Genomic DNA, 23,996 nt, shown 5'->3' on the forward strand with positions numbered 1-23,996 from the left:
CTTACATTCTTAAAATAAGAGGTAAGGGCAAAAAAGAGGCCGAATTGTAATCACTTTAATCACTACCGTCAACAAGGAAAGTAGCTATATGAACAATTTTTACCTAATTAGTTTTTCGTTAAACGCCAAAAATGCACCACAGGATGTGGATAACTCTGTGAATCAACACTACATGTAGTGGATCAAAGGCAGTTTTACGAGATCAAACTGCGGCTATTATAGATCAAGAGTGATCGGTTAATAAAGCAGGAACTGCGAACAAATACGATTAATTGGATCGTTTTTGATCTTTAAAGATCACAGATATCCACATACAATGATCAGGCTGGGGATAAATATTTTTTTATCGATAGCGATCATTGAGATCTAACGATAGAATACCCCTCCTTCAACAAACGATATTAAGGAATTTTAAGTGGCGGTTTCACTTTGGCAACAATGTATCGGCAGGCTGCAAGACGAACTTTCTGCGCAGCAATTCAGTATGTGGATCCGTCCGTTACAGGCTGAAATGGATGGCGATACTTTGGTACTTTATGCACCTAATCGTTTTGTACTCGATTGGGTTCGAGATAAGTACATCAATATCATCAATCAATTTTTTACCGAACAGTTAGGTGGAAATGCCCCTAAGCTGCGCTTTGATATTGGTAGCCGTCCGTCAGCGGTCAGAACACCTGCACCTGTAAAGGCAGAGGTAAGACAACCGCAAAGCACTCAAGCTAAGCCACGTGTTAGCACTGCATTTAATACGCAAGCAGAGCCAGTTGAACATGCGAACCATCGCAGTAACATCAACCCAACTTACCAGTTTGATAATTTTGTTGAAGGTAAATCAAACCAATTAGGTAAAGCGGCGGCACTGCAAGTAGCAGAAAACCCAGGTGGTGCATACAACCCATTATTCTTATATGGCGGCACCGGTTTAGGTAAAACCCATTTATTACATGCTGTGGGTAATGGCATTATTAAAAATAATCCCAATGCTAAAGTGGTTTATATGCATTCTGAGCGTTTTGTTCAGGATATGGTTAAAGCATTGCAAAATAATGCAATTGAAGACTTCAAACGTTATTACCGTAGTGTAGATGCACTCTTTATTGATGACATTCAATTCTTTGCCAATAAAGATCGTTCACAAGAAGAATTCTTTCATACCTTCAATGCACTATTAGAAGGTAATCATCAGATCATCCTGACATCTGATAAGTACCCTAAAGAAATTGATGGGGTAGAAGATCGTTTAAAATCACGTTTTGGTTGGGGTTTAACGGTGGCGATTGAGCCTCCAGAACTGGAAACCCGTGTGGCAATCTTAATGCGTAAAGCAGAAGAGAGTGGTATTAACCTTCCTGATGAAGTGGCTTTCTTTATTGCTAAGCGTTTACGTTCTAATGTTCGTGAATTGGAAGGCGCATTAAACCGCGTGATTGCCAACGCTAACTTTACCGGCAGACCCATCACAATTGATTTTGTCCGTGAAGCATTACGTGATTTATTAGCACTGCAAGAAAAATTAGTGACCATTGATAATATTCAAAAGACGGTTGCTGAATACTACAAAATTAAAATGGCTGATATGTTATCTAAGCGTCGTTCTCGCAGTGTTGCGAGACCTCGTCAAGTCGCGATGGCATTATCAAAAGAACTAACAAACCAAAGCTTACCTGAAATTGGGGATGCCTTTGGGGGTCGTGATCATACTACCGTATTACACGCATGCAGAAAAATTGCCCAATTGCGTGAAGAAAGTCATGACATTAAAGAAGATTATGCTAACTTGATACGTACATTATCTTCTTAATATCAGGAAATTGAGTCGAATGAAATTTTCAATTGATAGGGATGCCCTATTAAAACCACTTCAATTAGTGTGTGGCGCAGTAGAAAGACGTCACAATTTACCTATTTTATCCAACTTGCTAATCGAAGTTAGTGAAGACTCACTTAAGCTTACAGGTACGGATTTAGAGGTTGAGCTTGTTGGTCAAGCTCCTATTCAAGGTGAAGTTGAAGTGGGTAGTACGACTGTTCCTGCTAAAAAGCTATTAGACATTGTTAAGTCACTTCCAGAACAAGTCGAAATCAAGATTGAGCAACAAGAAAACAAATGGTTATTGCGCTCAGGCCGAAGCCGATTTTCTTTAGCAACCTTACCAGCATCCGATTACCCGAATGTTGAAGCATTCCAAGCTGAAATAGAATTTAGCCTCAAACAAGGCACGCTTAAGTCGATTATTGATTCAACTCAATTTTCAATGGCTAACCAAGATGTGCGTTATTACCTGAATGGTTTGTTATTTGAAACCTCTGGTACTTCATTAAAAGCGATTGCGACTGACGGACACCGTTTAGCATTAAGTCATCGTGACATTGGTATTGCACTACCTGAAAAACAAGTCATTGTGCCGCGTAAAGGTGTGGTGGAAATGTCACGTTTGCTAGAAAGTGAAGACAAAGAAATTAATATTGCCATTGGTGATAGTGCTATACGTGCGACCACTGACAATGCGGTATTTACCAGTAAGTTAGTTGATGGACGCTTCCCTGATTATCGCCGTGTATTACCAAAAGGCGGTGATAAGATTGTCGTTGCTAGTCGAAACCACTTAAAACAAGCATTAACACGAGCTTCTATTTTATCTAATGAGAAGTTCCGTGGGGTGCGTATTCAGCTTGAACCTGGTTTATTGCGCATTACTGCCAACAACCCTGAGCAGGAAGAAGCTGAAGAAATTATCGATGTTGAATATAACGCTGAAAATTTAGAAATTGGCTTCAACGTAAGCTATTTGCTAGATGTATTGAATAACTTAGCCAGTGACGACGTCAGAATCACGCTTATTGATGGAAACTCGAGTGCGTTAATAGAAAACCACGCCGAAGAAGATTCAATGTATGTCGTGATGCCTATGCGTTTATAGTTTCTATTGATCTAAATAGATTACCGAAACGTTTTTATCCCAAGAAGGTGCTACATTAAGGCACCTTTTTTAGTTTTATGTCTTTGTTGATAGGTTTGAGAAATTACCACTCATGAGTTTAACCCATCTTAATATCGCCCAGTTTCGTAATATCCTTTCGGCGTCATTAACACCAGCGTCAGGTTTAAACTTGATTTATGGTGAAAATGGCAGTGGAAAAACCAGTATATTAGAAGCGATATATTTTTTGGGAATGGGGCGTTCTTTTCGAAGTCACTTATCGCAAAGGGTGATTAATATTGAGCAAGACAGCCTAACGTTATTTGCCGAACTCGAAATGGAGTCGGGTGAAGCGAAATTAGGCCTAAGACGTTTTAGAAATGGCGACATTGATGTCAAAATGAATGGCGATAAAGTGAAGCGATTATCTGTTTTAGCTGAAACGTTACCTATTCAAGTTATCACCCCTGAAAGTTTTTCTTTGCTATTTGAAGGTCCAAAAGCCCGCCGTCAATTCATTGATTGGGGCGCTTTTCATGCTGACGTTAATTTTTATCAAGCATGGGTAAATACGAGAAGAATTTTAAAGCAAAGAAATCAGCTGCTTAGAGACGGATCTTCTTATGCCTCAATTCAATTTTGGGATAAGGAATTGGTGCGGTATGCTGAACAAGTTACTTCGATACGAAATCACTATGTAGACTCGTTAAATGAGCTACTTAAGGGTATAATCGAAGAGTTTTTACCACGAGTTGATATTAAAGTTTCCTTTACTCGTGGCTGGGATAGCAAAACGGATTTTTCCGAGTTACTCGAAACTCAATATCACCGAGATTTATCATCGGGTAATACAGGTAGTGGACCACACAAAGCAGATTTGCGATTACGTGTTGGCAACCTACCCGTGCAAGATGCGTTATCCCGAGGACAGTTAAAATTATTAGTCTGTGCACTGCGTATTGCACAAGGCAAATTGCTTCAAGAACAACAGAACAAGCATAGTATTTACCTTGTGGATGATCTTCCATCTGAGTTGGATGCACAACATAGGCAGCTATTGCTAAAACAGTTAACCGAAACCGGTGCACAAATTTTTGTCACAGCGATTGATCCTGTTGCAATAGTCGATTCGCTGGCAAGCCCGCCAAGTAAAATGTTTCATGTGGAACACGGGCAAGTCACGGTAGTTGAATAAAAACGAGAGAGAAATATGTCAGAGAATAGTTATGATTCTTCGAGTATTAAGGTTTTAAAAGGCCTTGATGCAGTTCGTAAGAGACCAGGGATGTACATCGGCGATACAGATGATGGTACGGGTCTTCATCACATGGTATTCGAAGTGGTCGATAACTCTATCGATGAAGCCTTAGCGGGTCACTGTAATGACATTACTATCACCATTCATGCTGATGGTTCTGTATCTGTTACAGATGATGGCCGTGGTGTTCCAGTTGCAATCCATGAAGAAGAAGGGGTTTCAGCTGCAGAAGTGATTATGACCGTACTTCATGCTGGTGGTAAGTTCGATGATAACTCATACAAAGTTTCTGGTGGTTTGCACGGTGTAGGTGTTTCGGTAGTAAACGCATTATCTGAAAAACTGCAAATGATCATTCGTCGTGATGGTCATATTTATGAACAGTTCTACACTATGGGTGTTCCAGATGCGCCTATCGCACCAGTTGGTGATACTGAAAAGACTGGGACTCATATCCGTTTTTGGCCAAGTGCTGAAACCTTCTCAGATACCTTGTTCCATTTTGATATTCTTGCCAAACGTGTACGTGAATTATCATTCTTGAACTCAGGTGTGGGTATCCGCCTTGTTGACGAACGTGATGAGCGTAATGAATTCTTTAAATACGACGGCGGTATTAGCGCATTCGTAGATTACTTGAACCGTAACAAGACGCCAATCAACAAAGACGTATTCCACTTTACTCAAGAACGTGAAGATGGCATTACCGTTGAAGTCGCAATGCAGTGGAATGATGGTTATCAAGAAAGCATTTTCTGTTTTACCAATAACATTCCACAACGTGATGGTGGTACTCACTTAGCGGGTTTCCGTGGTGCATTAACACGTAACTTAAATAACTACATGGAGCGTGAAGGCTTCAATAAGAAAGGCAAAACCAACGCAACGGGTGATGATGCTCGTGAAGGTTTGACCGCGGTTGTTTCTGTAAAAGTACCAGATCCAAAGTTCAGTTCACAAACCAAAGATAAATTGGTTTCAAGTGAAGTGAAAGGCGCTGTAGAACAAACAATGGGTGAGCAGTTAAATGATTACCTATTAGAAAACCCTGTCGATGCAAAATTGATTGTGGGTAAGATTGTTGATGCCGCTCGTGCTCGTGAAGCAGCGCGTAAAGCTCGTGAAATGACACGTCGTAAAGGCGCACTCGATTTAGGTGGTTTGCCAGGTAAACTTGCAGATTGCCAAGAGAAAGACCCTGGTCTTTCTGAAATCTACATAGTGGAAGGGGACTCTGCTGGCGGATCAGCCAAGCAGGGACGTAACCGTAAAAACCAAGCGATTCTTCCGCTTAAAGGTAAAATCTTAAACGTTGAGAAAGCACGTTTTGATAAAATGTTATCTTCGCAAGAAGTGGCAACGTTAATTACTGCACTAGGTTGTGGTATCGGCCGTGAAGATTACGACCCAGAGAAAACCCGTTATCATAACATCATCATCATGACCGATGCCGACGTCGATGGCTCGCACATTCGTACCTTGCTATTGACCTTCTTCTTCCGTCAAATGCCTGAGCTAATTGAGCGTGGCTTTATCTATATTGCACAGCCTCCTTTGTTTAAAGTTAAAAAAGGTAAGCAAGAGCAGTATCTAAAAGATGAGCCGGCGTTAACTGAATACTTAACTACTCAAGCGTTAGATGGCACTCATATTTATCCGACTCAAGGCGCTCCAGGTATGACTGGTGAACCTTTAGAACGTTTAGTGAGCCAATATCGTGAAGTTGAAGCAATCATTGATCGTTTAGCTAAACGTTACCCTGAGTCTATTACTAATCGTATGATCCATCATCCAGGTGTGAGCAATGAAATGCTATCTGATGAAGGTCAAATGAAGCAGTGGTGTGATGCATTCGTGGCAGACTTAATTGAACTTGAGTCTGATGGTGTGATTTACAGCATTGAGCCGGTATTAGATCCAGAGCGTAAAGCTTATCTACCTAGCTTAACAATTCGTAAGCACGGTATTGATACGAATTACTTGTTCAGCTATGACTTCTTCCAGTCAAACGACTACTCGCTTATTGCTAAGCTAGGTAGAGCGTTAGACGGTATGATTGAAGAAGGCGGTTACATCAAACGTGGTGAGCGTATGAAGGAAGTAGAAACTTTCTTAGAAGCGCTTGAATGGACGATGAGCGAAGCTAAACGTGGTCTTTATATCCAACGTTATAAAGGATTGGGTGAGATGAACCCTGAGCAATTGTGGGAAACTACAATGGATCCTGAAACACGTCGTATGTTGCGTGTGACGATTGAAGATGCTGTAGGTGCTGATCAACTATTTACAACGTTAATGGGTGATCAAGTAGAGCCACGTCGTGACTTTATTGAAACTAACGCATTGAACGTAGCTAACTTGGACGTGTAACAATTACTCGTTAAGTCTTAAATTAAAAGGGAAAGCTTTGCTTTCCCTTTTTTGTGCCTACATCTCAGTGTCACACTCAAGCATGCCTATCCCAATACATTTACCCAATACACAACCACAACCACATGCACAAAACCTATTTCTGCTTTTCTGTGATTTGCTGACTCAATGTCTGAATCGCAATTTCTAGTTTTTTAATCTCTCTTTGGGTTGCACTGCGGTTCATCTCATTAAAGGTCCACATTTTTATTGCTATCTGCATCATACTACTCAGTAGTAGGCCCACTCCCCATTGCAGTTTAGTTGCCATTGATGACTCTACAAAAAAGAATTCATAGCCACACCACAACATCAGAGCAGAAAGACCAAATGCAACAATAGTCGATATGATCATCCAGCCACCTAGCCTACCTTGATAGGCACTTGCCAGCATACTCCACAAATTGGGGTCTCGATTTATTTGGGCTTTTAATAACTCATTTTCATGCTCAAGCTGTTCACGTATTTTGTCATCTAAACTCATAATTAATCCTTATCTAATACTTGTTTTAACGCTGCTCTGGCTCGAAACAGTCTTGATTTAACTGTGCCTGAAGCAATGTTTAAAATGTGACTTATTTCACTGAGACTGAAGCCTTCTAAGTAAAATAAATGAATAACCTGATGCTCAATTAAGCTTAAATGCTTCATTGCTTGTGCTAACTCTGATGTATCGGCTTTGGTTTCTGCTGCTATCTCACCTATTGCATCAAGTGGGGTATACATATGCTTTTTATTGCTTTTGACCATATCTAAAACTTGCCAATGAGTTAGTTTAAATAACCAAGTCTTAAATGCTGCGGGATCATTTATTCTAGTCATTGTTGTTGAAAGCTTTAGCCATGCCTCTTGAACAGCATCCTGAGCCAGCCCTTTGTTGCTGGTTGTTCTATATGCAAACGACAATACTTGCGGATAAAAGTGCTGATAGAGCTGATCAAACGCTTTTAAATTTCCAGCTTGCGCTTCAAGTACCCAAAGTTCTATTTGTGCTTGTCGGATAAATAGATACTCCATGTAAGGTTTTAACAAGATGTAGAGTAAAGACGAGAGACAACATTGAATGGTTCGGTTTTTTATTATTTATTTTTACTGTGATGACTCATAGAGGTAATGATATAAGCAAAGGGTTATAAATCATTATCCTTTAAAGGGATAAAATAAATTTGTTTGTTTGGATATAATGTTACGTTCACTTTTAGACATTATTGGGAGATATCTTTTTGTATTTCCAAATGTGTGAAGTGGTTACGTTCTTGATTCCTTGCGGTCGCTATACTTTATACTAGAACACAGTAAAGGATTACTCTTGGTTTAGTGGTTATTACTTTTACTTAGGTCATACAAGTGGTTAAAGCATTATTTAATAAGATATTTAATATTCGCTCTAAGAAAGAGGTGAATGCTGCTAGCGCATTAAATTCGCAAAACAGCCTTTTATCTAAAACGGCTTCTGTAAACGCATCACATGCGGTGAGCAAAACGGTGACAAATCAGTCTACAAATCAGCCAGCGGCAACGATGGCAATCACTGTCGATTCTTCAGCTTTATTCTACAGCTTATTGTTTCCTGTAAGCGATCAAGACACTGGCGCAATGGCCAATAGTTTAGAGCGCAATGTTCTATCTAAAATTGAGCAGGCTTTTAGTTCGCCAAAAGTGATTGCAGAGAAGGTACTTAAATTGCCAAGCCGTCTATCTGAGTTAGATAGAAAGTTGGCTCAAGAAGATATTGATACTAAAGATTTGCTCGGCATGATTGAACAAGATCCTGTTTTGAGTATCGAGGTTTTGAAACTATGTAATTCCAGTGCCTTTAAACGTTCTGACAAAGAGATTACTAGCTTACAGCAAGCTGTGGTTCAAATTGGTTTGCAGCAGCTGCAGTTGTTTGTACGTACTAGTTTGATGAAAGAAATGATAAATATTAAGCCTATTTACTTCAGGCGTTTTGGTGCCGAAATTTGGCGCCATTCTATGCAGGTTGCCTTTCTTGCGAAGGCGTTTGCTGACGAGGATGGTGACACAGCGTTTTTTCTCGGTTTATTGCATGATGTGGGTAAAATTGCCATTTTTAAAATGATGATTGAAGCTTTTCGACAAGCAGAACCGGGTGAACAGCCTAGCTCAGTGTTGTTTAAGCAAGTCATGACCACTAAATCATTAAGCTTAAGTGCATTGCTGGTTAAACATTGGCAGTTACCAGCTCAATTTGAACAGCCATTAGCGCAACTGGCTAACTCACTTCATCAGCCTACTGATCCATTAGCAATCGCGGTATGGCGAGCCAATATTGTCAGTGAATGTTCTATGCTAAAGCAGGTGAATAAATTAACTGTCGAGGCGCAGGGACAGCTTTTGTCTCAAGTGAAAATAGATGCCGAGCAGTTTGAAGTGCTGCATCAAAAATTGCTGAGTTTATAGTCATAAGTCGATCTAACTTCGACGTGATTAATGCTTGATGAACAATAAAAACGCGCCGAAAGGCGCGTTTTTTATAAGTGCTTATTAGACATATTCATTACTGAAGTAATGAAATATCCGCAGCATGTAAGAATTGTTCACGTAAGCTATTTAACAGTGCTAAACGGTTATTCTTAAGTGCTGCATCATCAGCCATTACCATCACATCTTCAAAGAAGGTATCAACGCTTTCACGTAGATTTGCTAGTAAAGCTAGTGCTTCTTGATAGTTAGCTGCAGCAAATAAAGGAGCAAGCTGAGGTTGTAGCGCTACTAATTTGTCTGCTAATGCTTTTTCAGCACTTTCAACTAAAAGCCCTGAATCAATAGTAGATGGGATTTCACCTTCAACTTTAGCCAAGATATTAGACACACGCTTATTGGCAGCAGCAAGTGCTGATGCTTGTTCTAAAGTTCTGAAGTGAGCCACAGCTTTAATGCGACTTTCAAAATCTGCTGGGGCAGTCGGTTTGCGTGCTAAGACCGCAAGAATCACATCAACACTCACACCTTGATCTTGATACCAAGAACGGAAGCGGCCCATAAAGAACTCAAGTACTTGCTCAGATACTTTATCGTTTGTCAGGTTTTCACCGTGTAACTCTTTTGCTTTAGCAATCAAATCAACTAAATCTAACGGTAAATTGTTCTCTAAACAAAGACGCAAAATACCGATAGCAGCACGGCGAAGTGCGAATGGATCAGCTGCGCCTTTTGGTGCTTGGCCAATACCAAAAATACCCACTAAAGTATCAAGCTTTTCAGCTAATGCGACACAGATTGAGATAGGTGCTGTAGGCACAGTATCGCCAGAGAATTTAGGTTTATATTGCTCAGCAAGGGCAACAGCAACCGCTTCAGTTTCACCGTCTAAGCGTGCGTAATGCATGCCCATGGTGCCTTGAAGGTCGGTAAATTCCATCACCATATTGGTCATCAAGTCTGACTTAGACAATAAACCTGCACGCGCAGCTTCTTCGCTATTTGCACCTATGCTGGTGGCAATGAAACTCGCCATAGCTGAAATACGTTCAACGCGGGCTTTAATCGTGCCTAATTGCTTTTGGAAAACAACAGACTCTAAGCTGGATAAACGTGTTTCTAAAGACTGTTTTTTGTCAGTTTCAAAGAAGAACTCAGCATCAGCAAGGCGAGGGCGAACGACTTTCTCGTTACCCGAAATAATCTGCTGTGGATCTTTAGATTCTATATTGGTGACGAAGATAAAGTTCGGTAATAACTGACCCGCTTTATCAAATACTGGGAAGTATTTCTGATCGCCTTTCATGGTGTAAACCAAGGCTTCAGCTGGCACATCTAAGAATTTTTCTTCGAAGCTTGCAGTCAACACAACCGGCCATTCAACCAATGCTGTGACTTCTTCAAGTAGTTCATCTTCAAGTTCTGCCACGCCGCCGATTTGTTTGGCTGCAATTTCAGCATTCACTTTAATGATGTCTTTTCGACGTTGGTAGTCAGCTAATACTTTACCTTGCGTTTCTAACTCGGTTAAGTAGTTGTCTGCATGGTCTAGTTCAAAGGTATCCACCCCCATGAAACGATGGCCACGGATCGTGCGTGCTGATTCAATACCTAATAATTCACCAGCAACTAACTCATCACCTAATAACATGGTTACGGTGTGAACAGGACGGATAAACTGTGTGGTATTGCTACCCCAGCGCATAGGCTTAGGTATTGGTAACTTATCAAGTGACTTTTGCGCCATCGTTGCAATAAGTGACTTAGTTTCAACACCAACCACTTTTGCTTGATGTAATAACCATTCGCCTTTATCTGTTTTAAGACGGTCAGCTTGTTCAACGGTAATACCGTTACCACGAGCCCAGCCCATAGCGGCTTTTGTTGGGTTACCTTCAGCATCAAATGCTTGTGCAACTGCAGGGCCACGCTTTTCTACCACTTTGTCTGCTTGAGCGACAGCGAGTTGCTCAATACGAATCGCCAGACGGCGAGGCGCTGCATACCAAGTAGCATCGGCAAAAGCTAATTCTGCTTTAGTTAACTCTTCGGTAAAGTTTGCTAGAAATGACTCAGCAAGTTTACGTAATGCTTTTGGTGGTAATTCTTCTGTACCCACTTCAATGAGTAAGTTTTCAACGTTCATATTCTACCTCTACTTACACATTGGGAAACCAAGCGCTTCACGTGCTTGGTAATAAGATTCAGCAACACCTTTTGCCATAGTACGTACACGCAAAATATAGCGTTGACGTTCTGTAACCGAAATTGCATGGCGCGCATCAAGTAAGTTAAATGCATGAGAGGCTTTCATTACTTGCTCGTAAGCTGGCAATGGTAAAGGTTTTTCTAGGGTTAATAATTTCTGGCAGGCTTTTTCACAATCATCAAATTGCTTAAATAGCACTTCAACATCAGCGTGTTCGAAGTTGTAAGTTGATTGCTCAACTTCATTTTGATGGAAAATATCGCCGTACATCACTTTGCCCATCGGGCCATCAGTCCAGACAAGATCATAAACACTGTCAACTTCTTGGATATACATCGCAAGACGTTCTAGACCATAGGTGATTTCACCAGTGACTGGCTTACACTCAATACCACCGACTTGTTGGAAATAGGTAAATTGCGATACTTCCATACCGTTTAACCAAACTTCCCAACCTAAGCCCCAAGCACCTAGTGTTGGCGACTCCCAGTTATCTTCAACAAAACGCACGTCATGAACGCCCATATCCACACCTAGTGCTTCTAAAGAACCAAGATATAACTCTTGAATGTTACTTGGAGAAGGCTTAAGCACTACTTGGAATTGGTAGTAATGTTGTAGGCGGTTAGGGTTTTCACCGTAGCGGCCATCGGTAGGTCGGCGACATGGTTGCACATATGCGCTGCTCATTGGCTCCGGGCCTAATGAACGCAAAAATGTCATCGGGTGGAATGTACCTGCACCCACTTCCATGTCCAATGGTTGAACGATTGCGCAACCTTGCTGCGCCCAGTATTCCTGCAGGGTCATAATGAAGCCCTGGAATGTCTTTACGTCGTGTTTCGTCGTCATGTCCGCTTATCTACTGGTTGAGGCTAAAAATAGAAAATGGTTTTGATTATACCTTGTAGATTAATACAGATGTAGGTTATTTTTTAACGTAGAGATTAAAAATTTAAATGGGCTATACAAATGGATCTGAAACGCTGTGCTTGGTTGAGTAACGACCCGCTTTATATCGATTATCATGATAACGTTTGGGGAAGGCCTGTTTATGATCCCATCGTGTTATTTGAGAAGCTGTGCCTTGATGGCCAACAAGCTGGATTATCTTGGATAACTATTTTAAAGAAGCAGCACAATTACCAAGACTTGTTTGCTAACTTCGATCCTAAAGTCATTGCCACTTTTGACGATGCTAAAGTAGAGGAGTTATTACTTAACCCTGGGATAGTTAGAAACCGTTTGAAAGTGAATTCTATCATCAAAAATGCTAAAGCCTATTTGGCTTTTGTGGAACAAGGAAATGACTTTTCAAAGTTTCTGTGGGAGTTTGTCGGAGGTGAGCCGAAAATTAATCACTTCGCGACTATGTCAGAAGTGCCAGCGCAAACACCTGAATCTGAAGCCATGTCTAAAGCCTTAAAAAATCTCGGTTTTAATTTTGTTGGACCGACAATTTGTTATGCATTTATGCAAGCGGTAGGGATGATTAATGACCATACAACAGACTGTTTTCGTTATGGAAAGTGATTTTTAGGTCAATAATCTTTATATAAAAAAGGGATGTTCCACGTGGAACATCCCTTTTTGTTATCTAGTAGCTGGATAGTTACTATTTAGTGGTTTCAAAGAAAAATGGTTTACGCTTAACTTCATCGCCATTTAACTGGTTCATGGATTCAGCATTGTATAATTTGCCGTTTGCCATGGTATAAGTCACTTTATCAGTTACTCTGATGTCCGCTAGTGGATCACCATCAATGACAATGATATCAGCTAATTTTCCTTCTTTGATTGAACCAATCTGATGATCCATTCCAAAGGTTTTCGCTGGGTTAATTGTGGCTGTTTTCAATACATCCATATTGCTCATCCCGCCTTGGGCAAACATCCACATTTCCCAATGTGCTGCTAAACCCTCACGTTGACCATGAGCACCAATGTTTGGATGAATACCTATTTCATTTAATTCATTGGCGACACGGGCGACATTGAAATGATTGTAATGTTCATCAGGTGCTTTGGTTCTGCGCATTGAGCGAGCATTCAAGATATCACTTGGTACGTACATACTTAAGCGAGGATGAGCCCATACGTCAGTTTTGTCATACCAGTAATGCTCTCCTGAAATACCGCCATAAGCGACAACTAATGTCGGCGTGTAAGCAACTTCAGTTTGGCTCCAGAACTGTTTGATATCACTGTAGATTGAACCTGCAGGAAGTGAATGTTCGATTGTCGTATGACCATCGGCAATCATTGATAAATTGTGTTGAAGTAAGCTTCCGCCTTCAGGCACAACCATCATTTCAAGTTCACGTGCAGCTTGGATAACTTGCTGACGTTGGTTACGACGTGGTTGGTTATAACTTTTCACACTAAAAGCACCGACTTTCTTTAAGCGCTCCAAATGGAACTTGGCATCATCCAGTGAGTCAACATGAGACGTATAACCAGGAGCATTGGCACCATATAAAATTGTACCGGTCGAGAATATACGTGGGCCAACAATGTTACCGGCTTTTTGCTGCTCTGAAGCTGCAAATATTTCAGTGGTATCATTTGATGGATCATGAATTGCTGTAACACCTAATGACAGGCCAGAGTATAGTTGCCAATTCTGCTGAGGAATAATTTCATCATCAGCTTGTCCACCATGTGCGTGAGCATCGAATAAACCAGGCATTAATGTTTTGCCTTTAATATCGATAACTTGTGCACCTTTAGGAATTGTCACGTTGGCATCACCGACACTAACAATTTTGTTGTTTGTAATGATGACAACACCATTATCGATGACTTGGTCGTTTTCCATAGTAATGATTTTGCCGCCAACAAAAGCGATTGTTCCACGTGGAACATCTGCTTTTTCTTTGAAGCCAATGGCAGTAATGCTTGGTTTAACTTCATCTTCTGTCTTAGCATATTGGGTATCAATAGCGGCTTGATATAGATCTGGGCCAAGGGTCCAATAAAGTTCGTTACTCTTATTGTTCCAGCTAATACTTTCACCTGCGCGTACACTTAACTGAGTTACAGGTAGGTTAGTTGCTTTAGGGCTAATCCGAACTGTTTCACCATGTTTAGCAAATGGCGTAACGTATACACGGAAACGTTCAGAAAATGCTAAATGTTCTCCGTTAGGTGATACACGGAACTCCGTTGCATGCTCGCTGGTATAATGAGTACGCTTTTCAAATCCATCTAAACTGATAGAAGATAATTCAGGTGTTTCGCCATAATCCATGAAGAATACACGTGTTGAGTCAGCACCAAATTGCGGTTGGTAACCACTAGCGGTTATTTTGATGTTGTTCTTTTTCTTTAAATCTACCTTATATAAACCTGGTTCTTGTGACCAAGTTCGAGGCGTCATATAGCCGCCTTTGGCTTTTCGGTATACAACCGTTTTACCATCAGGAGAAAAGGTAGGTTCAACGTACTTGCCTGGCTCACTGGTTAACTCTTTGCTACGGCCACCTTTAGCACTGACAATACTGACAGTGCCTTGGTCCTGGTCATTCCAAGTCGTGAAGACAATGTTCTTACCATCACGTGACCATTGCGGGAATAGTTCATTAACATCGTCATCTAGACGAGTTAAGCGTTTACGTTTTCCGTCTTCAATATCACGAACCCAAAGCTTACCCAATGCTTCGAATACTACTTTCTCACCATTAGGTGATACCTGTGCCATACGTAGCATTTTTACATCAAACTCATCTTGATCTAGATTTTGAGTAAAACGAACAGAAGGTTGAACATCTAACTCTGTTTTGACTGAAAAAGGAATATTACTGACTTCTTTGTCTTCAACATTGAGTTTATTAATTTTACCTTTTGCCCAAAATACGATTTCTTCGTTATCTTGAGTCCAAGACATGGTTGGGTATACGCCATGGATAGCCCATGTTTCTTGCATGTCACGATCAAGATTATCGTAAAGTTTAGTGTGTTTACCTGATTTTAAATCCAATAAATACAATGTCGACTGGAAACCATCACGTTTAATATAGGCGAGCTTAGTGCCATCAGGACTTGGTGTAGGTCGGATTGCACCGCCAGTACCTTCAATCAAGACTTCGATATCACCAGTTTGAGTATCGTAGCGTTTAATTTTATAAATTCCTTTTACAGAATCTTTTGAGTAATGGAACGTTTTACCTGGCGTAGCATCTTGGCTGAAGTAAATATATCGGCCATCAGGAGAGTAAGCGGGTTCGCCTAAATCTTTTTGATCGTTAGGGCGCTCTGTTAGTTTTACACCTTCGCCACCCGCAACGTGATACATCCACACTTCACCAGCACCTAAGCTGCGACTGGCGGTAAAGTGTTTACGTGCAACAAGGTATTGTGAGTCAGGACTCCATGCAGGACTGTTTAATAAACGGAATGTTTCTGAGGTGACTGCTCTTTGGTTACTGCCATCAGCATTCATTACCCAAATATTATCGCCGCCATCTTCATCCGATGTAAAAGCGATTTGTTTGCCATCAGGGCTATAGACAGGTTGCATTTGCCAAGCAATGCCTGAGGCGAGCTTTTTGGCTTCTCCGCCACTAATAGGCATCTGATAAATATCGCCTAATAGGTCAAATACGATGGTTTTGCCGTCAGGTGAAACGCTGACATTCATCCATGTACCTTCAGTAACATCAATTTGTAGTTTTTCTAAAGGCGCATTAGCTGGCGCATTCACTTGCCATTTTTCGGTTTCATCTGCTGCGTTAACAGCTAATGAAGCACTCGCTAAGCTAAGCGCAATAGCAGTGTAGAGAGGTTTTATTTTTGAGGTAAACATGCACAGTCCATTTATGATTATCGTTATAAGGTCGAGTTATACTTTTATTAATCGAGTGTTGTTTGCGAGTTGTAAAACTGATGATATTTATCGCATAAATTAACCAAGAACTAAACAGTTTTTCTGTTTCAAATGATGACAGTACAAAAGCGATTTGAATTATTCAGGATTAATACAGAAGGGTGTTGATGGTTTAGCTTATTGTTTAGACGTTGAAGAGTCGTTTTTAGCTTGATGAATAATTAATGGGCATGCTGATTGGATTAAAAAAAGTGTGGGTTTTCGTTTTGGTCCAGTGTGTTGTTAAACGGTGTTATTGTTAATCAGCTTTTATTAATCAGCTTTTATTAATAAATGACCTTATCGAATACGAACTGTATCCTCTACTTGAATTAGCCCTTCTGTGACAACTTTACAGGTAACACCGCCTCGCCACTGGGGTAGTAATGCTTGTTCAAGACCTGGGTGTGCAATTTCCATTTTGGCACAAGGGTCGGTTTCGCCAGTGATAATTAAGCTAACATCGTCGCCAATTGAAATCACTTTACCGACATCATCAGCGCTAAACTGATAGTCGTCGATTAAAATATTAGCTCGTCTTGTTAGCCAATCTAAATCAGCATTAATTTCCTGACAAGCTATTTGCCATTGCTCAACTGACATGACAGTAACTTGTCGTTTGCCTGGTCGACCGAATACATCATTTTCAACACCACGAAGCAAACTTACATTGGCACAAAAGACAGGGTTCATTTTGCCTTTTTTAGCTGTTTTATAAGCAATAGCTTTTAGTGCTGACATGATTAAAGTCCTTTTTTTATCATATATTTGTATGGCGTTTTCTGAGTATCGCTGGCAATGAGGGTGTGATCCATGAACTCACAGAAGCTTGGGATATCACGGGTGGTTGCAGGATCATCAGCAGTAATAAGTAAGGTTTCACCTTCGGCCATCTTACGCACGGTTTTACGGATCATCATTACGGGCTCTGGACAACGTAGACCTAGGGCGTCTAAATGATGTTCTGCTGTTGAAAATATTTCGCTCATACTAACTCTTATATACGACTAGCTAACAATAATTGCGCTAATTTTACTCTGGTTAAAGCCTGTTGCAAGTGCTGAAACATAGCTTTATTAGTATTTCGTGAACTAACACAGGATGTTCCACGTGAAACACAACTGACTTCGCAGATACAATATGTAACACCTCGTTTATCTCTAATTCACAATACTATTTTCAGAATTTAATTTCATTCATGTATTTTTTTTAGGTTAATAATTCAAAGTCGATAAATAAATAGAATATTACACTTTTTTTAGTTTTTTTAAGTTACTGAATTCAAATGCTAAACTCCTTATAAAACTGTTTGGGTTAATACTTATGGTGTACGATGCTAGGCGTTTGTTAATTAAGATAAGGGAATATGTCTCATGAAGAAAATAGTTTTAACTCTAGCGGTATTATCACTTTCAGCCTGCTCAGCCATTCCGGTAAAAAATGAATCTGGAGTCGTAGATACCAATTTTGATTTTGGTGCCCAACAAGCATCTGTCGATAAGAAAATTGCAATTGTTAAACCAGGTGGAGTAATTACTACTTACGAGCAGCGTGTATCTGCACAAAATGCAATGTTAAATCAATTTGGTTTAAGTCGTCCTTCACGAAATGACAATTTTGAAGCTGTACGCTTAAATTACAATGCAAAAGTAAGAAGCGCTTTTCAAAATGGTGTTGAGACTTTAATAACGCGTAAAGGTTTTACCTATTCTGGACCATACGAAACTTTTGATGAGATAACCTATGGTGACAAGAAGAATAGCTATTTAGCTATCGTTCCACAGTTTGATATTAAAGTTGGTAAAGCAAACGTTAATAAGGAAAGTTTTTCGTCTTATGCGCAAGAAACTGGAACCATAAAAATTGACGGTTCATTTATTCTAAAGTTTATTGAGCCATTAACAGGACAGGTTATGTCTCAAAAGAGAGTTGATCTAACTAAGTTAAATATCTCTGAAGAGTATATTATTCAATGGGAAACTAAAGCAGGTGGAAGTGGTATTATTGGTGGGGCAATTGGCGGAGCAATGAAACATGCTAGCAAGCCAGATGTTTTGGTTAATAACGTCGATAAAGCTTATGCCGATGCGATGACAAAATTTTACCAAGGCTCTATGGTTCAATTAAAGAAATATGTGTCAGCTGAAGAAATTCAGAGTTTTGAAGCTGATATTCGTGAGTTAAAAGCTATCAAGCGTTACTAATATTTGAATTACAAAAACAGCCGCTACACAATTAATTTGTGAAGCGGCTTTTTATTTACATTTATTTTTTAGCTATCAACACGCTCAAAAATCGTTGCGATACCTTGGCCTAAACCAATACACATAGTTGCTAGACCATATTTTGCATCTTTAGCTTCCATTAAGTTAATCAACGTTGTTGAGATACGCGTTCCTGAACAACCTAGTGGATGACCAAGAGAAATTGCGCCGCCATTTAAGTTAACTTTTTCGTCAACCACATCAGTAAGGCCTAAATCCTTAACGCATGGAAGAGACTGTGCTGCGAATGCTTCGTTTAATTCAATCACATCCATATCATCAATAGTTAGACCTGCACGAGCTAATGCTTTCTTTGTTGCTGGCACTGGGCCATAACCCATGATTGCAGCATCACAGCCGGCTACAGCCATTGAACGAATTCGAGCTCGGATAGGTAAACCTAATGCTTTGGCTTTTTCTTCTTCCATAACTAACATTGCCGAAGCGCCATCAGATAATGCTGATGAAGTACCGGCTGTCACTGTACCGTTAGCTGGGTCAAATGCTGGGCGTAATCCTGAAAGTGATTCAAGTGATGTCTCAGGACGAATCACTTCATCATGAGTCACTTTAATTAACGCACCATTTGCGTCATGACCTTCAATAGGTACGATTTCGTTATCAAAACGACCTTCAACAGTAGCAGCATGAGCACGTTGATGAGAACGAACTGCAAATGCATCTTGTTGTTCACGAGTGATACCGTGCATCTTGCCAAGCATTTCAGCGGTTAAGCCCATCATGCCAGATGCTTTAGCAACATTGCTTGCAAGGCCTGGATGGAAATCGACACCGTGATTCATTGGTACATGGCCCATATGCTCAACACCACCAACGATAAAGGTATCGCCTTGGCCTGTCATAATGGCTCGCGTTGCTTGATGAAGTGCATCCATTGATGAACCACATAAACGGTTTACCGTAACAGCACCGGCTGTTTTTGGAATGCCAGCTAATAGCGCAGCATTACGGGCGATATTAAAACCTTGTTCTAGAGTTTGTTGTACACAACCCCAGATAACATCTTCGATATCATTTGGATCAAGCTTACTGTTGCGGCTTAATAATGATTTCATTAGTTCAGCAGAAAGGGTTTCTGCACGTACATTTCTAAATACTCCAGCCTTAGAGCGGCCCATCGGAGTACGAATGCAGTCTACGATTACAGCGTTTTTCATGATGATATTCCTTTACTGCTAATTAGGCTGGGTAGTATGTGCCGTTAGTGGCTGCAAGCTCGCGCATTGCATCAGTCACTTGATATAGACCACCTAAGTGGGCAAATTTGTCTGCCATCGCGACAAAGTTAGCCACACCCATAGTATCTAGGTAACGGAATACACCGCCTCTAAATGGTGGGAAGCCAATACCGTAAACGAGGCCCATATCGCCTTCAGCAGGAGAAGCAATAATGCCTTCTTCTAAACAACGAACTGTTTCGATAACCATTGGGATCATACAGCGTGCGATGATCTCATCTGCTTCAAACTCTTTTAGCTCACCGAACTCTTTAGCCAATAATTGGTAACTGGTAGGGTCTAAATCTTTCTTTGGCTTACCACGACGGTCAACAGAGTAAGCATAGAAACCTTTAGTGTTTTTCTGACCAAAGCGTTCGCTTTCAAACATAATGTCGATAGCATCTTTGCCATTTTTACCCATGCGGTCAGGGAAACCTTCAGCCATTACCGCTTGTGCATGATGACCAGTATCTAGACCAACAACATCAAGCAAATAAGCTGGGCCCATTGGCCAACCGAACTGTTTCTCCATCACTTTATCTACTTTAGCAAAGTCAGCACCGTCGGCTAATAAACCGCTGAAGCCTGCAAAGTATGGGAATAAAACTCGGTTAACAAAGAAACCTGGACAGTCGTTAACAACGATTGGTGTTTTGCCCATTTTGCTTGCGTATGCCACTACTGAAGCAATCGTTTCTTCAGAAGAGTTTTCACCGCGGATGACTTCAACCAACGGCATTTTATGCACAGGGTTAAAGAAATGCATTCCACAGAAACGCTCTGGTTTCTTCATGCTCTTAGCAAGTAGGTTAATGGAAATAGTAGACGTGTTTGACGCGATGATAGCGTCATCAGCAACATAGCCTTCTACTTCTGCTAATACAGATGCTTTCACTTTTGGATGCTCAACGACTGCTTCAACAATAACGTCAGCATCTTTTACTGGTGCGTAATCTAAAGCTGGCGTGATGTTGTTTAATACTGCAGCCATTTTAGCTGGAGTAGAGCGGCCACGTTTAACTTGTGCCGTTAGTAACTTAGCTGCTTCGCCTAAGCCTAAATCTAATGCAGGTTGTGCGATGTCTTTCATGACAATCGGCGTGCCTTTACTTGCGCTTTGATAAGCAATACCGCCGCCCATGATACCAGCGCCTAATACGGCTGCACTGTTCACTTTCTTAGCAAGTTTACCTGCTTTTTTCGCTTTACCTTTTACAAATTGGTCGTTTAAGAAAATACCAATCAGTGAGGTCGCAACGTCGGTTTTAGCCAATTTGATGAAAGCTTTGTTTTCAACTTTAAGGGCTTCTGCACGGTCAAGCGTTGCTGCTTGTTCTATCACACTCACAGCCATCATTGGTGCTGGGTAGTGTTTGCCTGCAACTTTAAATACCATGCCTTTAGCTGTGGCGAATGACATCATTGCTTCAAGCTTTGGTAATGTTAATGCCTTAAGCTTGCGGTTACGACGAGATTGCCAATCTAGCTTTTCAGTGATGGCATCTTTAAGCATCTGCAGTGCCGCTGCTTCAAGGTTTTCTGGAGCCACTACAGCGTCAATTGCGCCAACTTTTAATGCCGCTTCTGGACGTTGGTCTTTACCTGTGGTTATCCACTCAAGTGCGTTATCTGCACCTATGATGCGAGGTAAACGAACTGTGCCACCAAAACCAGGAATTAAGCCTAATTTGGTTTCTGGTAAACCAATACGAGCATTGGTATCTGCGATACGTAAATCAGTTGCAAGAATGGCTTCACAACCACCACCAAGAGCAAACCCGTTAACAGCAGAGGCTGTTGGGAAAGGTAAATCTTCAAGTTTATCAAATACCGCACTAGCTTGTTCAACCCAAGTTAATAGCGTTGCATCGTCAAGTTCGAACAAACCTAAGAATTCAGTAATATCTGCACCAACAATAAAGGTGCTTTTACCTGATGTTACTAATAAACCTTGAATACTTGTGTTTTGTTTGATGCTCTCAAGAGCGGCATCTAATGAAGAGAGAGTTTCTTTATCGAATTTGTTCACTGAACCAGGTGCATCGAAACACAACTTGGCAATGTTATCCTCTAATAACTCTACTTGAATTGTAGGACTTTGGTAGATCATTGCTTGCTTCCTTTTTGCTAAAAGCGACTTCTACATCACAATTACTGTGTTGTTATTTAGCTTTGATATCTAGCTTTTTATCACAGCAGCGACGGCCATCATTTGACCAGTTGCCAAACAGTGTGCGACGAAATGAGATAAATTACAACACTCAATTTAAACGTCCGTTTAAATTTTTCTCTGCTAGAGGCATTTTTGTCCTTTGTGATACACTTCACAGGTTCTTAAACAAGAAAAATAACATCATAGGGATAGCAAAAATGGATCAGCTAGCTAATTTTTATCATGCTCACATTGCAGAATTAAATCGTCGTGTTGCCGAAATCGTCTCTCGAGAACAATTGGCTGGCTTAGTGATACATTCAGGCCAAGCTCATCGCCAGTTTTTAGACGACTTAAGCTATCCATTCAAAGTAAACCCGCAATTTAAGGCGTGGCTACCAGTGCTTGATAATCCAAACTGTTGGGTTGTCGCGAACGGTGTAGATAAGCCGCAATTAATTTTTTATCGTCCAGTGGATTTCTGGCATAAAGTCAGTGATGAGCCAAATGATTTTTGGGCTGAACATTTCGATATTAAATTATTAACCAAAGCTGACCGAGTTGCTGAGTTATTACCTTCTAATATTGCAGAGTGGGCATATATAGGTGAGCACCTTGATGTCGCTGAAGTATTAGGTATGAGTAAGCGTAATCCTGACTCTGTTTTGAATTACCTGCATTTTCATCGTGCTGATAAAACACAGTACGAATTAGAATGTCTTCGCCGCGCTAACCAAATCGCAGTAAAAGGGCATCTAGCTGCTAAGAATGCTTTTTATAATGGTGGCAGTGAGTTTGAAATCCAGCAGCAATACTTGTCAGCGATTGGTCAAACTGAAAACGAAGTACCGTATGGCAATATTGTTGCCCTTAATCAAAATGCTGCCATTTTGCATTACACAGCACTTGAGCATCAGATCCCATCACCGCGTCTATCATTTTTGATTGATGCAGGTGCTAACTATAACGGTTATGCATCAGATATTACCCGCACTTATTCATTTGAGAAGAATCGTTTTTATGAGTTGATTGTCGAAATGAACAAGTTGCAGTTAGCTATTGTCGACTTAATGAAGCCAGGCGTTAAATATACTGACCTTCATCTTACTACTCATGCCAAGCTCGCACAGTTGATGCTGGATTTTGATATCGCCAAAGGTGATGCTGAGGGATTAGTGGAACAAGGTATTACTAGCGTGTTCTTCCCTCATGGTTTAGGCCATATGCTGGGGTTACAGGTACACGATATGGGCGGTTTTGCACATGATGAACGTGGAACGCATATTCCAACTCCGGATGGACATCCATTCCTTCGTTGTACTCGTGAAATACAAGCCAACCAAGTGTTCACTATCGAGCCGGGTATATATATTATCGATTCATTATTAGGCGAATTAAAAGCCGATAAACGCCAATCGCAAGTAAATTGGGATATGGTTAATGAATTGCGTCCATATGGCGGTATTCGTATTGAAGATAATGTTATTGTTCATCAAGACCATAATGAGAATATGACACGAGAGCTAGGCCTGGTTGACTGAACAATACTTAATTCCCAATCAAACATTAACGATTGAGGAAGATATTAAACATAGCCGTTTCATTACAGTGCTGTTTCACTGCTGTAGTGAAATAGAGCTAAAGTGTGCACTTACTAACTTAAAGGTCGAATACCCAGGCGCAAATCATTATTGCTATGCTTTTGTGGCGTCCGATCCTCAAAATAGTATTGCTATTGGCAGTAGTGATGATGGTGAACCCGCTGGGAGTGCAGGACGTCCTATGTTGGCGACGCTTCAAGGCTCTGATATTGGTGAAATAGGCGCGGTTGTGGTGCGCTATTTTGGTGGTACTAAGTTGGGTGTTGGCGGTTTAGTTCGCGCTTATTCATCCGGGATTAAATCGGGGTTACCCGAATTAGCAACTGTCACCAAGTATATCCGTTATTCATCATCGCTCATTTGCAGTTATCCGCAGCTCAATAATGTGGAATATCTGATTAACCAATTTGATGGCGTTATTATCAATAAAGTTTTTACTGATGCGATAGAAGTTGAGTTTGAAATAGCGAAAACATTTCATGATGATTTTAATCGAGAATTAGCCACGCAAACACAAGGCCAGCTTAAAGCAAAGTTTAACGTTTGATAGGGCTAGAAAGTATGCCAAAATATAACGTTAAATAGCCGTTAACATAATGCTGAATGAATCCAATGCTATGCAAACTAGT

General features: G+C 40.7%; 18 protein-coding genes. 9 read left to right on the forward strand and 9 right to left on the reverse strand.

Annotated features, from left to right (window positions below; all coding sequences use genetic code 11):
- The first annotated feature begins 415 nt into the window (after positions 1–415).
- From dnaA to gyrB, 4 genes are all read left to right on the forward strand, one after another.
- The gene (gene dnaA / locus AB4153_RS19860) at positions 416–1,804 is read left to right on the forward strand and encodes a chromosomal replication initiator protein DnaA (protein ID WP_102529116.1); all 1,389 of its coding nucleotides are present in this window, start codon (positions 416–418) and stop codon (positions 1,802–1,804) included.
- Between the two features lie 19 nt (positions 1,805–1,823).
- The gene (gene dnaN / locus AB4153_RS19865; RefSeq protein WP_102529115.1) at positions 1,824–2,924 is read left to right on the forward strand and encodes a DNA polymerase III subunit beta; all 1,101 of its coding nucleotides are present in this window, start codon (positions 1,824–1,826) and stop codon (positions 2,922–2,924) included.
- 112 nt (positions 2,925–3,036) lie between these two features.
- A complete protein-coding gene (gene recF / locus AB4153_RS19870; protein WP_371998459.1) occupies positions 3,037–4,119 on the forward strand; it encodes a DNA replication/repair protein RecF in 1,083 nt (360 codons plus the stop codon).
- A 15-nt stretch (positions 4,120–4,134) separates the two neighbouring features.
- Positions 4,135–6,552 (forward strand): DNA topoisomerase (ATP-hydrolyzing) subunit B, encoded by a 2,418-nt coding sequence (gene gyrB / locus AB4153_RS19875; protein WP_248956947.1) that lies wholly within the window; start codon positions 4,135–4,137, stop codon positions 6,550–6,552.
- Positions 6,553–6,688: 136 nt separating this feature from the next.
- Here the strand turns inward: gyrB and AB4153_RS19880 are convergent, their stop codons facing one another.
- Both AB4153_RS19880 and AB4153_RS19885 read right to left on the reverse strand, forming a co-directional pair.
- Positions 6,689–7,075: a DUF6768 family protein gene (locus AB4153_RS19880; RefSeq protein ID WP_102529112.1), complete on the reverse strand. Its 387-nt coding sequence runs from the start codon at positions 7,073–7,075 to the stop codon at positions 6,689–6,691.
- 2 nt (positions 7,076–7,077) lie between these two features.
- Positions 7,078–7,608, reverse strand: coding sequence for an RNA polymerase sigma factor (locus AB4153_RS19885; RefSeq protein ID WP_102529111.1), 531 nt, complete (start codon positions 7,606–7,608; stop codon positions 7,078–7,080).
- 330 nt (positions 7,609–7,938) lie between these two features.
- On the opposite strand from AB4153_RS19885, the gene AB4153_RS19890 reads away from it, so the two are divergent.
- Positions 7,939–9,015 carry an HDOD domain-containing protein gene (locus AB4153_RS19890; protein WP_371998460.1) on the forward strand — a complete coding sequence of 359 codons (1,077 nt, stop codon included), beginning with the start codon at positions 7,939–7,941 and terminating at the stop codon, positions 9,013–9,015.
- 97 nt (positions 9,016–9,112) lie between these two features.
- Here AB4153_RS19890 and glyS read toward each other — a convergent pair whose 3' ends face one another.
- On the reverse strand, positions 9,113–11,182 hold the full coding sequence (glyS, locus tag AB4153_RS19895; RefSeq protein WP_371998461.1) for a glycine--tRNA ligase subunit beta: 2,070 nt from the start codon (positions 11,180–11,182) through the stop codon (positions 9,113–9,115).
- A 9-nt stretch (positions 11,183–11,191) separates the two neighbouring features.
- Positions 11,192–12,097 carry a glycine--tRNA ligase subunit alpha gene (gene glyQ, locus AB4153_RS19900; RefSeq protein ID WP_102529109.1) on the reverse strand — a complete coding sequence of 302 codons (906 nt, stop codon included), beginning with the start codon at positions 12,095–12,097 and terminating at the stop codon, positions 11,192–11,194.
- Between the two features lie 120 nt (positions 12,098–12,217).
- Here glyQ and AB4153_RS19905 point away from each other — a divergent pair, with 120 nt between their 5' ends.
- Entirely contained in the window at positions 12,218–12,778 is a 561-nt protein-coding gene (locus AB4153_RS19905) for a DNA-3-methyladenine glycosylase I (RefSeq protein WP_371998462.1), read from the forward strand.
- 82 nt (positions 12,779–12,860) lie between these two features.
- On the opposite strand, the gene AB4153_RS19910 is transcribed toward AB4153_RS19905, so the two are convergent.
- From AB4153_RS19910 to tusA, 3 genes are all read right to left on the reverse strand, one after another.
- A complete protein-coding gene (locus tag AB4153_RS19910; RefSeq protein WP_371998463.1) occupies positions 12,861–16,049 on the reverse strand; it encodes an amidohydrolase family protein in 3,189 nt (1,062 codons plus the stop codon).
- A gap of 360 nt (positions 16,050–16,409) precedes the next feature.
- On the reverse strand, positions 16,410–16,850 hold the full coding sequence (locus tag AB4153_RS19915; RefSeq protein WP_102529106.1) for an MOSC domain-containing protein: 441 nt from the start codon (positions 16,848–16,850) through the stop codon (positions 16,410–16,412).
- Between the two features lie 2 nt (positions 16,851–16,852).
- A complete protein-coding gene (gene tusA / locus AB4153_RS19920) occupies positions 16,853–17,098 on the reverse strand; it encodes a sulfurtransferase TusA (RefSeq protein WP_102529105.1) in 246 nt (81 codons plus the stop codon).
- Positions 17,099–17,482: 384 nt separating this feature from the next.
- Between tusA and AB4153_RS19925 the strand changes: the two genes are divergently transcribed.
- The gene (locus AB4153_RS19925; RefSeq protein WP_229371008.1) at positions 17,483–18,313 is read left to right on the forward strand and encodes an HpaA family protein; all 831 of its coding nucleotides are present in this window, start codon (positions 17,483–17,485) and stop codon (positions 18,311–18,313) included.
- Positions 18,314–18,381: 68 nt separating this feature from the next.
- On the opposite strand, the gene fadA is transcribed toward AB4153_RS19925, so the two are convergent.
- Together fadA and fadB are read right to left on the reverse strand one after the other, a co-directional pair.
- Positions 18,382–19,551 carry an acetyl-CoA C-acyltransferase FadA gene (gene fadA / locus AB4153_RS19930; protein ID WP_371998464.1) on the reverse strand — a complete coding sequence of 390 codons (1,170 nt, stop codon included), beginning with the start codon at positions 19,549–19,551 and terminating at the stop codon, positions 18,382–18,384.
- 22 nt (positions 19,552–19,573) lie between these two features.
- Positions 19,574–21,724, reverse strand: a complete 2,151-nt coding sequence (gene fadB / locus AB4153_RS19935) for a fatty acid oxidation complex subunit alpha FadB (protein WP_371998465.1) — start codon at positions 21,722–21,724, stop codon at positions 19,574–19,576.
- Between the two features lie 260 nt (positions 21,725–21,984).
- Here fadB and pepQ point away from each other — a divergent pair, with 260 nt between their 5' ends.
- Positions 21,985–23,307, forward strand: a complete 1,323-nt coding sequence (gene pepQ / locus AB4153_RS19940; protein ID WP_102529102.1) for a Xaa-Pro dipeptidase — start codon at positions 21,985–21,987, stop codon at positions 23,305–23,307.
- The gene (locus AB4153_RS19945; RefSeq protein ID WP_371998466.1) at positions 23,300–23,914 is read left to right on the forward strand and encodes a YigZ family protein; all 615 of its coding nucleotides are present in this window, start codon (positions 23,300–23,302) and stop codon (positions 23,912–23,914) included. The genes pepQ and AB4153_RS19945 overlap by 8 nt, the downstream gene beginning before the upstream one ends.
- The last annotated feature ends 82 nt before the right edge of the window (positions 23,915–23,996 follow it).

Source organism: Shewanella sp. 10N.286.52.E4 (assembly GCF_041468785.1).
Taxonomy (GTDB): Bacteria; Pseudomonadota; Gammaproteobacteria; order Enterobacterales; family Shewanellaceae; genus Shewanella; species Shewanella electrodiphila.